This window comes from Paraburkholderia tuberum STM678, assembly GCF_902833905.1.
Classification (GTDB): Bacteria; Pseudomonadota; Gammaproteobacteria; order Burkholderiales; family Burkholderiaceae; genus Paraburkholderia; species Paraburkholderia tuberum.
Map to the genome: position 1 here is coordinate 39,050 of NZ_CADFGP010000033.1, position 14,275 is coordinate 53,324.

Genomic DNA, 14,275 nt, shown 5'->3' on the forward strand with positions numbered 1-14,275 from the left:
AGGTTGCCACGGTAGCCGCGCTCGGTGACCATCGCATACAGCCTCTTTGCGCCTGGAACAGTTCGAGCAGTTGTTCGAGATCCGCCTTGCTTGCAATCGACGCGGCTTCTGGCTCGAATTAACTGCAACTGACGGATCGCGCGTGCTCGGATTATCTGCAACTGTGCTTGCATGCAGTCGGACGTGCTTTCATTCCATCGCCGTCTGCTCACATTATCTGCAACTGACAGAACTCACCTCTGCCCGGTGGCCAGCATCCGGTCGCACAGGGTTGCGACGGCAGCGGATCAAGAGTGCTGGGCTGACCTCTCTTCCAACAGTCGTCAGAATGGCTTCTGCGCGATAACAGTGGGAAACATCCGGGCGCGATCATCGATGAACCGAATATCGGCAAAACCGGCATCCTCAAGTTGTGCCAAGGTTTGTGCATGGGTGCGAAATGCGCTCCATTTCACCTCAATGACGCGCACAAATAAGAGATGCTGAAGCGACAACGATTCCTGGTCGATTTCCGTCAGCTTCCATGGCGATTCTGCTGACAGAGTTGGCGGTGGCGTAAGGAAACTAGTAACTAGCGAGCCACCCGGCTTTAGCATGTCGAAGAACGCACGATATAGGGCGGTAACGCGGCCATTGTCTGGTTCATAGATATTGAGACCATTGCTGGTCAGTACGTCAATGGTGGCTTTCAGATTCGGCGTCCATGCGTCCTCGAGACGGAGCGACAGGCGCCCGGCTAGCCCCCGTTCCTGTGCGAGGTCGGATGCGTCGTTCAATGCCAGTTGATCCAGATCTATGCCCGTCAGAGTGACGTCCGGGTGCAGCTCATAGTCGAGCAACAGCAATTCATCCATCAACCCGCAAGGAACCGATGCCAGAGCAAGGCCCGATCTGAGCAAGGCTTGCAATTGCTGCCGGAAAATTCCAAAACGTTCCCGGGTTGCGAGTACAACGGGTAATTTCTCAAAAATTCGGTACTCGAGATCGGAAATCGATCCTGCTGACACCGTTCCCGGGCGGTAGGTCACCAGTTGATGTGTCCAGTACGCATTCAGGCCACGATTCTCAATTAGGAACCGACCGAGTTCGAAGGCCGATAATTTGTCAACCAAGCGAATTTGTTGGTCAACCGTGGCACCAGGAAGGTCGCCCGCCAGACGCAGACGTGACTTGATGGACTGTATGGACTGTAGCAGATCGCCGTAGTTGTCTGGGGAACCGGCGCCATGAGAAATCAGTTGATCATGACGAGTGGCTTGGGCCACGGGTCCATTTGCATTCTTCATTTGTCTCCCTACAAGAAAACGTAGTTGGAATCCGCGACGCTCCGACAAAAGTGCAGACGCCGCAAATGCTGTGCGAAGGCAAGAATCGCTGGTGGCTCGCTCCACCAGGAACGATAACCCGCAATTCCATAGTCCAAAAAACGATCGTTTGTTGGATGCCGACCAGTGGTGACCGGGAGATCCCCGGAAGCGACATGAAGGCATCCAGTATTAGCTTCCATTTTTCAATGTCCTACTATACTGAATTTCCGGTGGACAAACTGGAAATCGTATGTGATCGGATACGCTCGCGTCTCAACGGATGACCAGCATCTCGACCTGCAACGCGATGCGTTGGCCAAAGCCGGGTGTGGACGCGTCTTCGAGGAAACCGCAAGCGGGGCGAAAGCTGAACGCACCAGGTCGACCGCGTTGCGTTCCGGCGACACGGTCGTGATCTGGCGGCTGGACCGGCTGGGGCGGTCGTTGAAGGACCTGATCTACCTGGTCGAGCGGTTGGATGCCGCCGGCGTCGGATTACATAGCTTGCAGGAAAACATCGACACCGCGACGATCGGCGGTCGGCTGGTGTTTCACCTGTTCGGCGCCCCGGCCGAGTTCGAGCGCAACCTGGTCCGCGAGCGCACCCGCGCCGGCCTGTCGGCCGCCCATGCACGCGGCCATAAAGGCGGCCGCAAGAAGCGACTCGATCCGGCGCGACAAGAGCTGGCGATGCAGCTCTACCATGAGCGCCGCCACACCGTCGAAGAAATCTGCCGGCTGATGGGCATTGGCCGCTCGACGTTGTATGACTATCTGACCGAGGCGGAACGCAATGCCCAGCGGGCGGCGGCGTAACTCGATTCCGCCCGACTCGCTGATGCAGCTGCGGCAGCGGCTCTTGCCTATACGATGATCAACCTGCGCCACTACTGCTGAACCAGCGCGGGGCTCGCACTTCACTGACGGCGCCATGCGCCATGATCGCTCACACCTGTTGCGCTCGCATTCCTGATCATAATGTACAGCTCGATATCGAGATACCTGTCGCTTTTCACAACGATGTGCCTAGCTTCGCACGATCACCAACGGCCATCGTAGTTCTTCCGTTCGCAATGGACGGAAACCCGCAAGCAGTTGATTGAGTGCCATGTCGTCGATCCGGCCAGCATTCCGGTCGAACGCCATCGGTCGACCTCGATTCCGCGTTCGGCCATCATCTCCTCCAGATGACGCAGACTCAGTGGATACGCGACGTACCAGCGCACACACGTCAGAATCACTTCCAGTGGATAATGCAGGCGCTTCAGCACCTTGGCCAACCCCGGGTTCGGCATCTTCATCGATTCACTCATCAGCGACTTTGTGTCAGCCGGATCCAGTCCAACAATCGCTATCTTCATGATGAACGCTCCTTTGCCGTGGATATCACGACCTCTCCACTCTGGCATAAATCTCTCACTGCGTAGCGGGAGTCGTCCATCACATCAGAACGCACGGCGAAACGGCCGACGGACAGCGCAAAGCGTTCGCGTTCGCGGAAAACTATCTCGCGGTTGACACGGGTCAACCAGCTTCTGACTGCCTCGTGTACATTGGACGCACTGCTGCCGCGCACGCATTTTCCGCAGCCTCTCGTTGCATGCATGCGGACCGCTTCATCACGTCAGGATGATCCATCATGGCAGGCAAATCCGTCACACCCTTCGATCTGTACCGCGCGAATCTCTCGTTTGCGCTGCAAATGGGGAGTTTCAGCCACGAAGCCCGGCAGCAGGTTTCCGAGTTCGACATGCAGCGCATCCGGCGCGATCTGGCGGCGGCGCATGCCATTCGCAATGCGGTGTCGACCGCTCATGACTGGAGCGAACTCTCGCGTCTTACCAGTCCACGGTGCGCGATTACATGGCGACCACCACAAACCTCTGGCAGCAAGGGCTGGACTCTGCCGTGCGACTGCAAAGCCGATTCAGCGAAGGCCTGCGCGAAGCGTTGGCGACCTGGCAAACGGTCTGGAGCGAGCAATGGCCGACGCATGCCCCCATGAATCCGGTCATGCTGCCGTGGCAGGAATGGCTGCGACGTATGGCAAGCACGGCGGCGGGCATGGCCTACGGACAGCGGGCCGAGGCGACGTCTCCAGTCAGGTTACGCCGGTGACTTCGGCTAAATCGCCGGCCTCCAGCAACCGTCCGGAGCAGGGAGAGCATCATGCCGGCTAAGCGCGTAGCTTTCATTACCGGTGGCATGGGTGGCTTGGGCGCCGCGATCAGTCGGCGTCTTCACGATGCGGGCATGGTGGTCGCCATGTCGCACTCCGAGCGCAACGATCACGTTGCCACCTGGCTCATCCATGAACGCGATGCCGGTCGCCATTTCGTCGCCTATGAGGCCGACGTCTCCAGCTTCGATTCGTGCGCCCATTGCGCCGAGCGCGTGCTCGCCGAATTTGGTACGGTGGACATTCTGGTGAACAACGCGGGCATCACCCGCGACTCCACTTTTGTCAGGATGAACAAGGAAGATTGGGACAAGGTGCTGCGCACCGATCTCGATTCCATGTTCAACATGACCAAACCACTGCTCGGCGGGATGCTCAAGCAGCGGTTCGGGCGGATCGTCAATGTCAGTTCGGTGAACGGCGCGCGCGGCGCGTTCGGGCAGACCAATTACGCGGCGGCCAAGGCAGGCATTCACGGCTTCACGATGTCGCTCGCGCTGGAGGTGGCCAGACACGGCGTGACCGTCAACACGGTATCACCTGGCTACCTTGCCACGGCGATGACTGCGGCGGTCCCCAAGGACGTGATGGAAACGAAGATCCTCCCGCAGATTCCGGTGGGCCCATCCCACATTAAACTTTTGTTTGGAATGAATATGGCAACCGGAACAGTAAAGTGGTTTAACGACGCCAAGGGCTTCGGCTTTGTCACGCCGGATGACGGCGGAGAAGACCTGTTCGCTCACTTCTCTGATGTTCAGGGCAGCGGCTTCAAAGCATTGCAAGAGAACCAGAAGGTCAGCTTCGAAGTGAAGCAGGGGCCAAAGGGCAAGCAGGCTGCCAACATCAAACCATTGTAACAAGCCCGGACGCTCCCCTCCTCGCGATGAATGGGCTGTTATACGGTCTATTGATATTTCCGTAAATCATGACAACCGTTAAGCGCCTCAAGCGTTATATTTCCAGGACGGTCCTGGAGACAGGTTGGCATGGCGCAAAGTCGATTGAGCGAAGCAGTAAAGAAGGTTCTGGTGCAAATGGCTGGTCAGGCCGATATTTTTCCTATCGGTATGGATACCTTATCGATTGAACAGGACGGCATTCCAGACAGCGGGAGCAGCGGTATCTTTAAGCCCGAGCATGGAGAAGTTGAACTGAACCGTCTGCCGGCGGCTGCTCGAGATCAACGTATTCCTCTCCAGTGGCACGCTGCCCGCCGCCTTCACGTTGAATCCGGAAAGCGGACACGTGCTGTTCAGCTATCGCACGCCGCTTGCGCAAGCTGACCTCGAGACGCTCGCCAACAGCCTGCAGCTTTGCGTCGAGCAGGCGGAGAGTTGGCGCGTCGGCTATTTCTTCGACAGTCCCGTCGACAACTGGAATCTGTCCGGCGAGCCCGGTTCGCGGATTACGGTCTGAGCAAAAAGACAGCATGGTGCGTTGGCTAGGACTCGCACTCCCCATTCAACTGAACGAGGTATCGAGCGTGGCATACGAAAACTACATGAAGCTCTTGCATGACGTCTGTGATCTGGTGGGACTGGATGACGTCGCGCGCCTGATCGACGGCGGCCAGTTGGATATCTCCGGCCATACGGTGTCGATCCGCTACGACGAGTCCGTCGATCCGTTGGGTGCTGTGGCTGACATCGACCTCGGCCCGGTGCCCGAAGAGGACCGCGAAACCATCTACCGTCATGCGCTCGAAGTGAACTTCCATTCGGCGCCGGCTGGCAACGGCACGCTGAGCCTCGATCCGCAAGCGGAGCGGCTGCAGTACTCGTTCCGCTTCCCGCTCGACGGCACGCGCACGGCCACGGACCTGTTCGATACCGTGACCGATCTGCTGGACAGCCTGAATGACGTCGACACATTTCCTTGCCTTGGTCGTAGGTGAAGCTCTGTCGTAATGGCTCGGCAATCAAATTGAGTTTGGTAGAGAAGCCTGCCAGCGCGGAAGCAGCCGTGGCATCTTCCATCTTCGCCAGCAGCACCAGGCGTCCGGTCCGTTCGACCAGTACTCCGACTGAAGACGCATTGTTCGCACCCTTGACTGAAGACGCATTGTTCGCACCCTTGTCGGGTAAGAACGTGCCGTTACCGGCACGTTCTCCCCTAAGAACCGGACGGGCGAGTCACCCCGCATCCGGCTCAAGCCATTCTTCAGCACCATGGGGTGGCACCGGACAGACCGACCGGATGTTTCGCGGCGCGACGACGGGCAAAGTAGGGCGTCCATGCCGGATCAAACGGATGGGCCGGCCCACGAACCTTAACGTGACGCGTAATCGCGACCGTCGTTGCGCGGAAGAGTCGCAGGCTACCGATACTGCCGTCAGCCTGACCTTCCTCCGTCGCAAAGTCCCACGACCTTTGTCCGCCGGACCGGAAGTATCGCCTCCTGACCCATCGTGCCCCTTTGGTGGGATGCCTGCGCAATGCCCACCTCCAGAGCAGTTGCCAGATGTGTGAGTCTATCAATGAGAAGGTGGCCTTCGCCACGATGTGGCGGTGATACATGGCCCATCCCCGGATGACCGGGTTGAGTTGCTGTATCAGCGCGTGCTGCGTGGCGCTTGCGTTACCCTTGATGATTCCCCTGACCTTCTCGAGCAGCGAGCTGATACTTTTTCTCGCTGGCTTGATCAGCAGTTTGCCGCCGTACTTGCGTACGTTCTGGCCCAGGAAATCGAAACCCTCCGTTATGCGTGTAATCCGGGTTTTTTCCTCCGACAGTTCCAGACCACGAACCGCCATGAAGCGACGGATCGCAGGAAGAACCACGGATTCCAGTACTTCTTTCGAAGCACTGGTCACCACGAAATCATCGGCATACCGGATAACGTTGAGTTTGGCCGCGCGACGTGCGAGTTTCGAAACACCGATGCTCGCGTGTACTGCCGCCTCAAGTCCATCCAGCGCCATATTCGCGATCACGGGCGAGGCAATACCCCCTTGGGGTGTGCCTGCCCGCGACTCGAACCGGGTTCCCTCATCAATATATCCAGCCTCCAGCCACTTGCGCAGGATCGCCTTATCCATCGGTATGTGCTCCAGAAGGGGTGGCTTCAGAATTCGGAAAAAATCGTACGCTAAGGCGAATTACCTCTTGGCACGCGGGGCTGCGCGGGCGGTCGGCGTCTTTTTCAGCCCGTCGACGAGTCGCCGTGTGACCTCCACTTCGGCTTCGGCACGCTCGGCCCGCCGCAGCGCATCCTGCAGGCTTGCCCGGGATTCGGCCAGCTCGTTCGCCATGGCCTGCTGCTGACTGGCGATGGCTTCGGCGCGTTGCAACGCGAGATCCAGTTCCGTGCGCAGCGCGGAGATCACGCCGGCGTGCTGGACCGCAGCGTCCTTGAGCTCGCTCTTCGCCGTAGCCAACTGTCCCCGCAGGCTGTCGAGCTGCTGCTCGCTTTTCTGACGCGCCGTGCGCTCCTGGTCGATTTCGCGTAGCGCGCGCTTTTCGTGCGCCTGGGCCCGCGTGTCGGCAGCGTCAGCCCGCTCTCTCGCACGCTCGATTTCCACACCGAGCTCGGTTTTGACGGAGGCGAGCTGGTTTGACGCCTCGTCCAACTGCCGGCGCACTTCCTGCAGGCGCGCTTCGGTTGCGGCGTGAGCCTGACGCTCGGCGGCCAGTGCGTCGCCGCTTTCCGCAAGCTGGGCGCGAACCGCCTCGAGTTGGACCTGCGTGGACGCGACCGCCTGCCGCGCGGCCTCGGCTTCGGCCACCGCCTGGTCCCGTGCGATTTCCGCTTCGTGCGCCTGATGACGCGCCTCGGCGCGTAGGGCCGCCAGTTCGGTAGCGGATGCCTCGGAAGCGGAATGCCAGATGGTGAGGACAGCTTCGGCCGCGACTTGCTTGACGACGTCCGGCAGGTCCGGGTGGTCGATCTTCACGCGCGTGCGCTCGCGCAGGTCTTGCCAGAAGCGGTTGAGCACGTCGGCCGGTGTGCTCATGCTGCCCTTGCGCACGAGGCTGTAGAGCTTGTTCGCGGTCGGCGTTACGCCGTAGCGGAAGAAGAGCAGTGCGCAGACCTCGCGGTACAGCTCCCGCGTGTCGGCGCAGCGGCCGCGGAGCGCGGCGATGTCGGCCAGCAGGGCTTGCTCGTCGAGGGTGGAACTGGAGTCGGGGGTCATGAGTGGCGGTTCCGTCGCGTGGACATATGCTAATAATACAACGTAACATGCTAATTATCTTGATAATATAGGCAGACTTTAGACATAATTGCGCTTCTGTCTAGGCTATACTGCGCACTGACCCTGCACAACGCGTCCCACCCATGACCCGCCCCGTTGCCCTCATTCAATCCGACAGTCCTGCCCGGCCCATCGAGCAGCTGCGCATTCCGGCCGACCTGTCCGGTGCCGCAGGCACGAACCGCGCGCGCAGTTCCATCCGGCACGTCAGCGCCGACGACGACCTGGCCGCAGTCACGGCGTGGCTCGCACGCTATACCGATGCGCCCGGCACCCTGACCGCCTATCGCAAGGAAGCCGAGCGACTGCTGCTGTGGGCGGTCATCCAGCATGGCAAGCCGTTGTCCTCGCTCACCCACGAGGATCTGCTTGTCTATCAGCACTTCCTGGCCGATCCGCAACCGGCCTGGCGCTGGGTCATGACGGCCCGCAAAAAGCCCGGCCGCGCGTCCCCGGATTGGCGACCGTTTGCCGGCCCTTTGTCGCCAACCAGCGGACGGCACGCGATGACGATTCTCAACGCGATGTTCGCCTGGCTCGTCGAGGCCGGTTACCTCGCTGGCAATCCCTTGTCGCTTGCGCGTCGCCGCGGCGTCGCCAGGAAACCGGCCGTGACGCGCTATCTGACCCACGAGTGGTGGGAGGTCGTCAAAACGACGATCGAGACGCTGCCCGTGGGCACCGAGCGCGAGCGACTGCACGCCGCACGCTGCCGCTGGCTCTTCACGGTCCTGTATCTGGCCGGCGTGCGCGCGACGGAGATCGCGAGCACGCCGATGGGCGCCGTGTTCTGTCGACGTGATGCCGCCGGCGTCGAACGCTGGTGGATCGAGGTGCTTGGCAAAGGTAACAAAACGCGCCTGGTGCCGGCCACCGACGAACTCATCGCCGAACTCGCCCGGTACCGGCGCGCGCACGGCCTGCCGCCATCCCCTTACCAGGGCGAGCGCCGCCCACTGCTGCTGCCGCTCATCGGTCACGAGAAGCCGCTCTCGCGCGGCTCGATCCACCAGATCGTCAAGGAAGTCTTCGCGTTGGCTGCGGCCCGGCTGCGCGCAAGGGGCCCCGAGTGGCAGGCCCAGGCCGATCAGCTCGCCCGCGCATCGGCGCATTGGGTCCGGCATACGGCCGGATCGCACATGACCGACCAGCAGGTCGACCTGCGTTTCGTGCGCGACAACCTCGGCCACGCGTCGCTCGCGACCACCAGCGTCTATCTGCATGCCGAGGACGATGCGCGGCACGAAGCCACGCAGACACGTCACCGGCTCGGCTGGAACTGACCGCTTGCCTGTCTTCTTCAAGGAGCCTCATGCCACGCCGCTCGATCTTGTCGGCATCGGAGCGCGACAGTCTCCTGGCCATTCCCGAGGAGCGGGACGATCTGATTCGTCACTACACGTTCAGCGAATCCGATCTGTCCTTGATCCGTCAGCGGCGTGGTGACGCGAACCGTCTCGGCTATGCCGTGCAGCTCTGTCTGCTTCGATATCCGGGCCAGGGATGGTCGACGACGACGGAGGTGCCGCCCGCCATGCTGCAATGGATCAGCCAGCAGTTGGGCGTCGATCCGGCGTGCTGGCCCCAGTACGCGAAGCGCGAGGAAACCCGTCGCGAACACCTGCTCGAGTTGCGTGCTCAGCTCGGCCTGTCGCCGTTCAATCTGTCCCACTATCGCACCGCGGTGCACGCGCTGGTCAGCCTGGCGATGCAAACGGACAAGGGCGTCGTGCTCGCCCAGGCGCTGGTTGAGCACCTGCGCCGGCAAGCCATCCTGCTGCCCAAGGACGCGGTCATCGAGCGCATCTGTGCCGAGGCGATCACGCGCGCGACGCGCCAGATCTATCGGGTGCTGACGGAGCCGCTCTCGGAGGAGCACGGCCATCGGCTCGACCGGTTGCTGCAGCGCCGCGCCGACGGACGCATGACGTGGCTCGCCTGGCTACGGCAGCCACCGGGCAAGGCGAGCTCGAGGCAAATGCTGCAACACATCGATCGCCTGAAACTGCTGCAGGCCGTCGATTTGCCAGCCGGCCTCGACCGGCTGGTCCACCGTAACCGGCTGCTCAAGATTGCCCGTGAAGGCGGGCAGATGACGCCACACGACCTCGCGAAGTTCGAACCGCAGCGCCGGCACGCGACGCTCGCGGCGAGTGTGATGGAAGCGACGGCGACGGTGACGGACGAGATCGTCGAGCTGCACGACCGCATCGTCGGGCGGCTCTTTAACACCGCGAAGAAAAAACACCAGGAGCGGTTCCACCGCGCGGGCAAGGCCATCAACGACAAGGTGAGACTATTCGGGAAACTGGGCCGGGCCCTGCTCAAGGCGAAGGAGGACGGCGTCGATGCGTTCAAGGCGATCGAATCCGTCATCTCATGGGACGCCTTCACCCAAAGTGTCACCGAGGCCGAGCAACTGGCGCAGCCCGAGGCGTTCGATTTCCTGCACGAGATCGGTGACCACTACGCAACCTTGCGCCGCTATGTGCCGGCCTTCCTCGAGGTTCTGAAGCTGCGCGCGGCGCCGGCGGCCGTCGACGTGCTCGACGCCATTAACACGATTCGCACCATGGATAGCGACGGCACACGCAAGTTGCCCGCCGACGCGCCGACCAGGTTCATCAAGCCGCGCTGGAGGCCGCTGGTATTCACGAATGCCGGGCTCGAGCGCCGGTACTACGAGTTGTGCGCGCTCTACGAGCTGAAGAACGCTCTGCGCTCGGGCGACGTCTGGGTGCAAGGTTCCCGCCAGTTTAAGGATTTCGACGACTATCTGTTGCCGGCCGAAAAATTCCAAGCCATCCGGCGGGAGAACCTGCTGCCACTGCCTATCACGACCGACTGCGAGCAGTATCTCCTGGAGCGGCGGCAGTTGCTCGAGCAGCGGCTGGAAACGGTCAACCGGCTCGCGGCGGCCAACGATCTGCCCGATGCCATCATCACGGACTCGGGCCTGAAGATCACGCCGCTCGATGCGGTGGTACCGGACGACGCGGAAGCGCTGATCGGCCAGACCGCGCTGATGCTGCCGCGCGTGAAGATCACCGAGCTGTTGATGGAGGTGGACGCGTGGACCGGCTTCACCTCTCACTTCACGCACCTGAAGACCGGCGAGACGACTCAGGACAAGACGCTGCTGCTCACAACGATCCTCGCGGATGCGATCAACCTCGGCCTCACGAAGATGGCCGAGGCCTGCCCAGGCACGACCTACGCAAAACTGGCGTGGCTTCAGGCATGGCACATCCGCGACGAGACGTATTCCCAGGCGCTGGCCGAACTCGTCAACGCCCAGCACGTCCATCCGTTCGCCGCTCACTGGGGAGATGGCACGACCTCATCATCCGATGGCCAGCGCTTCCGCGCCGGCGGCCGCGCGCAGAGCACCGGGCACGTCAATCCCAAGTACGGCGCCGAGCCGGGCCGGATGTTCTACACGCACATCTCGGATCAGTATGCGCCGTTCTATCCGAATCTCGTCAACGTTGGTGTTCGCGACTCGACCTACGTGCTCGACGGGCTGCTCTACCACGAGTCGGATCTGCGCATTCAGGAGCACTACACCGACACCAACGGCTTTACCGATCATGTCTTCGCGCTGATGCACCTGCTCGGATTCCGCTTCGCGCCGCGCATCCGCGATCTGGACGACATGAAGCTCTACGTGCCCGGCAGCGTGAAGGACTATCCCGCGCTTGCAGCGATGATCGGTGATACGTACAACGAGAAGCACATCCAGCGAAGCTGGGAGGAGGTCTTGCGGCTGGCAACGTCGATCCGGCAGGGCACTGTCACGGCCTCGCTGATGCTGCGCAAGCTCGGCAGCTATCCGCGCCAGAACGGCCTCGCGCTCGCGCTGCGCGAGATCGGCCGCATCGAGCGCACGCTCTTCATCCTCGAGTGGCTACAGAACGTCGAGCTGCGCCGCCGCGTGCACGCCGGCCTGAACAAGGGCGAGGCGCGCAACGCGCTCGCCCGGGCGGTGTTTTTCTGCCGTCTCGGCGAAATCCGGGACCGCAGTTTCGAGGCCCAGCGCTATCGCGCCAGTGGCCTGAATCTGGTCACCGCCGCAATCGTACAGTGGAACACTGTCTATCTTGAGCGCGCCGTGCAGGCGATGCATACGAGGGGGCTACCCGTCGATGTCGCCTTGCTGCCTTATCTTTCGCCGCTGGGATGGGAACACGTCAACCTGACCGGCGACTACGTGTGGCGGCAAAGTCAGAAGCTGCCGGCCGGCAAGTTCAGGCCGTTGCGACCCGTACCGGAGACTCAACTGTCCACTCCGCGTGCGAGACAATCCGCATCAGGGCACATCGAGCCAGAGGCGATACCAGACGAGACCGACGGCTTATAATCGATCGACAAAGCGAATCCGGTTGGCGCCGGTCGATTCGCGATCATCCCGCTTCGCCAGGAAGCGGGGTGCCGCCCCTCCCTTGAACGCCCACGAACACACAGGCCTGTTGTGAACCAGACCACCGATCAGTCGCTTACCGATGACGAGTTCGCTCGCCTTTCTGGATTTCTCGATGCTATTGGTCCGAGCGCGATGAACATCGAAATGCTCGATGGTTACTTTGCGGCGCTGATCTGCGGGCCCGACATGGTGCCACCGAGCGAGTATCTGCCCCAGATATGGGGCGAGGATTTCGCTTTCGAGAGTGATGAGCAGACTGCCGAGATCATGGGCCTGCTCATGCGTCACTGGAACACGATCGCGACCGAGTTGCTCCATACCCTGGACGAGCCGGACGTGTATCTACCCGTGCTTCTCGAAGGAGACGATGGCATCGCGCCCGGTAACGATTGGGCTCACGGCTTCATGCGCGGCGTCGAGACACGTCCGGCAAGCTGGGGTGAACTCATCCACGAGGATCACGGCGGCCCCGTGCTGCCGATCATGATGTTGCATCATGAACACGACCCCGACCCGCAGATGCGACCCCCGCCGATTCCTCCGGAAAAGCGCGAGGAACTGTTGCAGGCGATGATCGCGGGGCTGACCCACATCTACCGTTACTTCGCGCCCCACCGGCGAGCGCTCGCAAGCCTTCCGGCTCATCTTCCCGTGCGCCGGGACGGCCGGAAGGTCGGGCGCAATGAACCGTGCCCGTGTGGTAGCGGCCGCAAGTACAAGCATTGCTGTCTCGCAAACGAGCCGACTCTGCATTGATCAACCACGCAACCAAGGGAGAAGGGAGATGCCACAGGGAGCCGACGATTTGCCATTGAATGCCAATGGCCCAGCGTACACGTCGCAGCAGGACCGTCACGGCGTGCCGCTATCGTACGTCGGCGAGAAACTCGGTCGCGCGATCGGGGATTTGCATCGGCACGCGCAATGCTGCCAGGGGGACGCGATGATTTGCGAGGCGCCATGTACCACCTTCTGGTCGCGTACCTGGGACTTCATAATATGCTGGGCAAGGCGAACGACCATACCCTGACGGATCGGCTACTTAACGGCAGCAGCCAAAACCTGGAAACGTGGCTGCGTCTGGTTGACCGGGAAGGCGATGTCCACGGACTTGCGGGCCTAGACAATCGCGACTAAGCAATCTTCATCGGCGGGGGCTGAGTCGGGGGCAATTGATCGCCTATGGGCGACGAACTTTCGGGTGCTGCCAACAAAACCTGTAGGCCGTACGCCGACGCTCGAACGTTACTCACTATGGGAGCGGAGCCATGGTTGCAGTCAAACACGACGATCTTTCTATGGCCTTCGACTTCGTTAGCTACGCGGCGCCGATGGAGCATAACGCGTATGTCTCGCTCGATACAGGCAAAGTCTATTGGACTTCTGATTCCAACGACGCATTCGACGAGGATATTCCTGACGATCTTGAAACTTCGGACCGCTACCTTGCGATACCGCATAAGAACGATCTCGATCTTGGACGAAGTCTCGCCTTGCGCTTTGTTGCACAAACGTTGCCCGCGTGTTACGAGCAGGTCGAAGGATTTTTCCGACGGCAAGGGGCTTATGCCCGCTTCAAGGATTTGCTGGAGCGCGAAGGCGTTCTCGAACTCTGGTATTCGTTTGAAGCCGACGCTGTCGAAAAAGCGATGAGGCAATGGGGCACTGAAAACGGGCTCGAGATTCTTGAGACGTGACGGGCCGGTTACACACGCCCAAATGTCTGGCCGCACAGGTTTTGTCAGCCGCGCTATGTCCCAGTGAAGTGCATAACCAGGAACGGGCCCAAACATGCCTACAACCGTTTCTGAAGCGTTCGCTGCCGCAGGGCTCAGTCCAGGTGGGAGCGTCCCCTGGGGCACGAAACCAGCGTTGCCTGAGCGTGGCGTTTACATCGTTTCGCTTACGGACTCTCTAGATTCGCTCCAGGGGGCCCTGCCGCGCGCCCCGTTGTCACCGACTGCCTTCGAGCAATGGCTGAGCGTGTGCCCTGAACTCACCGTAGACGGTGCCAGACCACCCCTTGAGCAATTGATTCAGAGGGTGGCGGCCTTCTGGTTACCAGACGAAGTCGTTCTATACGTCGGGCTCGCGGAATCCCAATCGCTGTCGGACCGATTGGGCCAGTACTACCAAACGCCGCTTGGAAAACGTACTCCCCATGCCGGG

Annotated in this window: 14 protein-coding genes and 3 pseudogenes; 10 read left to right on the plus strand and 7 right to left on the minus strand. The window is 61.1% G+C overall.

Annotated features, from left to right (window positions below):
* Nucleotides 1-323: 323 nt before the first annotated feature.
* Nucleotides 324-1,286 (minus strand): SAM-dependent methyltransferase, encoded by a 963-nt coding sequence (locus tag HWY30_RS25640; protein ID WP_090812911.1) that lies wholly within the window; start codon nt 1,284-1,286, stop codon nt 324-326.
* A gap of 273 nt (nt 1,287-1,559) precedes the next feature.
* Between HWY30_RS25640 and HWY30_RS25645 the strand changes: the two genes are divergently transcribed.
* Nucleotides 1,560-2,123, plus strand: coding sequence for a recombinase family protein (locus tag HWY30_RS25645; RefSeq protein WP_090812910.1), 564 nt, complete (start codon nt 1,560-1,562; stop codon nt 2,121-2,123).
* Nucleotides 2,124-2,455: 332 nt separating this feature from the next.
* Here HWY30_RS25645 and HWY30_RS25650 read toward each other — a convergent pair.
* Together HWY30_RS25650 and HWY30_RS25655 are read right to left on the minus strand one after the other, a co-directional pair.
* Nucleotides 2,456-2,608 (minus strand): annotated as a pseudogene (locus HWY30_RS25650) (IS6 family transposase); the annotation flags it as partial.
* A 323-nt stretch (nt 2,609-2,931) separates the two neighbouring features.
* A complete protein-coding gene (locus tag HWY30_RS25655) occupies nt 2,932-3,123 on the minus strand; it encodes a hypothetical protein (protein ID WP_090812909.1) in 192 nt (63 codons plus the stop codon).
* Between the two features lie 47 nt (nt 3,124-3,170).
* Here HWY30_RS25655 and HWY30_RS25660 point away from each other — a divergent pair, with 47 nt between their 5' ends.
* Both HWY30_RS25660 and HWY30_RS42520 read left to right on the plus strand, forming a co-directional pair.
* Nucleotides 3,171-3,425 carry a hypothetical protein gene (locus HWY30_RS25660; protein ID WP_090812908.1) on the plus strand — a complete coding sequence of 85 codons (255 nt, stop codon included), beginning with the start codon at nt 3,171-3,173 and terminating at the stop codon, nt 3,423-3,425.
* Nucleotides 3,426-3,476: 51 nt separating this feature from the next.
* Nucleotides 3,477-4,346 carry an SDR family NAD(P)-dependent oxidoreductase gene (locus HWY30_RS42520; protein WP_090812907.1) on the plus strand — a complete coding sequence of 290 codons (870 nt, stop codon included), beginning with the start codon at nt 3,477-3,479 and terminating at the stop codon, nt 4,344-4,346.
* Nucleotides 4,347-4,565: 219 nt separating this feature from the next.
* On the opposite strand, the pseudogene HWY30_RS43035 reads toward HWY30_RS42520, so the two are convergent.
* Nucleotides 4,566-4,643: pseudogene (locus tag HWY30_RS43035) on the minus strand (IS6 family transposase); the annotation flags it as partial.
* A gap of 16 nt (nt 4,644-4,659) precedes the next feature.
* Between HWY30_RS43035 and HWY30_RS25675 the strand changes: the two are divergent.
* Both HWY30_RS25675 and HWY30_RS25680 read left to right on the plus strand, forming a co-directional pair.
* Nucleotides 4,660-4,905, plus strand: a complete 246-nt coding sequence (locus HWY30_RS25675) for a CesT family type III secretion system chaperone (protein ID WP_090812906.1) — start codon at nt 4,660-4,662, stop codon at nt 4,903-4,905.
* Nucleotides 4,906-4,990: 85 nt separating this feature from the next.
* Complete coding sequence (locus HWY30_RS25680; protein ID WP_167368896.1) at nt 4,991-5,383, plus strand: CesT family type III secretion system chaperone; 393 nt, start codon at nt 4,991-4,993, stop codon at nt 5,381-5,383.
* Here the strand turns inward: HWY30_RS25680 and HWY30_RS41845 are convergent.
* The 3 genes and pseudogenes from HWY30_RS41845 to HWY30_RS25690 all read right to left on the minus strand — a co-directional run.
* Nucleotides 5,352-5,540: pseudogene (locus HWY30_RS41845) on the minus strand (IS30 family transposase); the annotation flags it as partial. The gene HWY30_RS25680 and the pseudogene HWY30_RS41845 overlap by 32 nt on opposite strands.
* Nucleotides 5,541-5,649: 109 nt before the next feature.
* Nucleotides 5,650-6,528, minus strand: coding sequence for a group II intron maturase-specific domain-containing protein (locus tag HWY30_RS25685; RefSeq protein WP_090812904.1), 879 nt, complete (start codon nt 6,526-6,528; stop codon nt 5,650-5,652).
* A gap of 60 nt (nt 6,529-6,588) precedes the next feature.
* The gene (locus HWY30_RS25690; RefSeq protein WP_090812903.1) at nt 6,589-7,623 is read right to left on the minus strand and encodes a DNA-binding protein; all 1,035 of its coding nucleotides are present in this window, start codon (nt 7,621-7,623) and stop codon (nt 6,589-6,591) included.
* 143 nt (nt 7,624-7,766) lie between these two features.
* On the opposite strand from HWY30_RS25690, the gene HWY30_RS25695 reads away from it, so the two are divergent.
* The 5 genes from HWY30_RS25695 (at nt 7,767) to HWY30_RS25715 (ending at nt 13,803) form a co-directional block, all read left to right on the plus strand.
* Nucleotides 7,767-8,966, plus strand: a complete 1,200-nt coding sequence (locus HWY30_RS25695) for a tyrosine-type recombinase/integrase (protein ID WP_090812902.1) — start codon at nt 7,767-7,769, stop codon at nt 8,964-8,966.
* Between the two features lie 29 nt (nt 8,967-8,995).
* Entirely contained in the window at nt 8,996-12,043 is a 3,048-nt protein-coding gene (locus tag HWY30_RS25700) for a Tn3 family transposase (RefSeq protein WP_090812901.1), read from the plus strand.
* A 111-nt stretch (nt 12,044-12,154) separates the two neighbouring features.
* Complete coding sequence (locus HWY30_RS25705; RefSeq protein ID WP_090812900.1) at nt 12,155-12,862, plus strand: YecA/YgfB family protein; 708 nt, start codon at nt 12,155-12,157, stop codon at nt 12,860-12,862.
* 204 nt (nt 12,863-13,066) lie between these two features.
* Nucleotides 13,067-13,243: a hypothetical protein gene (locus tag HWY30_RS41850; protein ID WP_244144995.1), complete on the plus strand. Its 177-nt coding sequence runs from the start codon at nt 13,067-13,069 to the stop codon at nt 13,241-13,243.
* 131 nt (nt 13,244-13,374) lie between these two features.
* Nucleotides 13,375-13,803 carry a hypothetical protein gene (locus HWY30_RS25715; RefSeq protein WP_090812899.1) on the plus strand — a complete coding sequence of 143 codons (429 nt, stop codon included), beginning with the start codon at nt 13,375-13,377 and terminating at the stop codon, nt 13,801-13,803.
* Nucleotides 13,804-14,275: the final 472 nt, after the last annotated feature.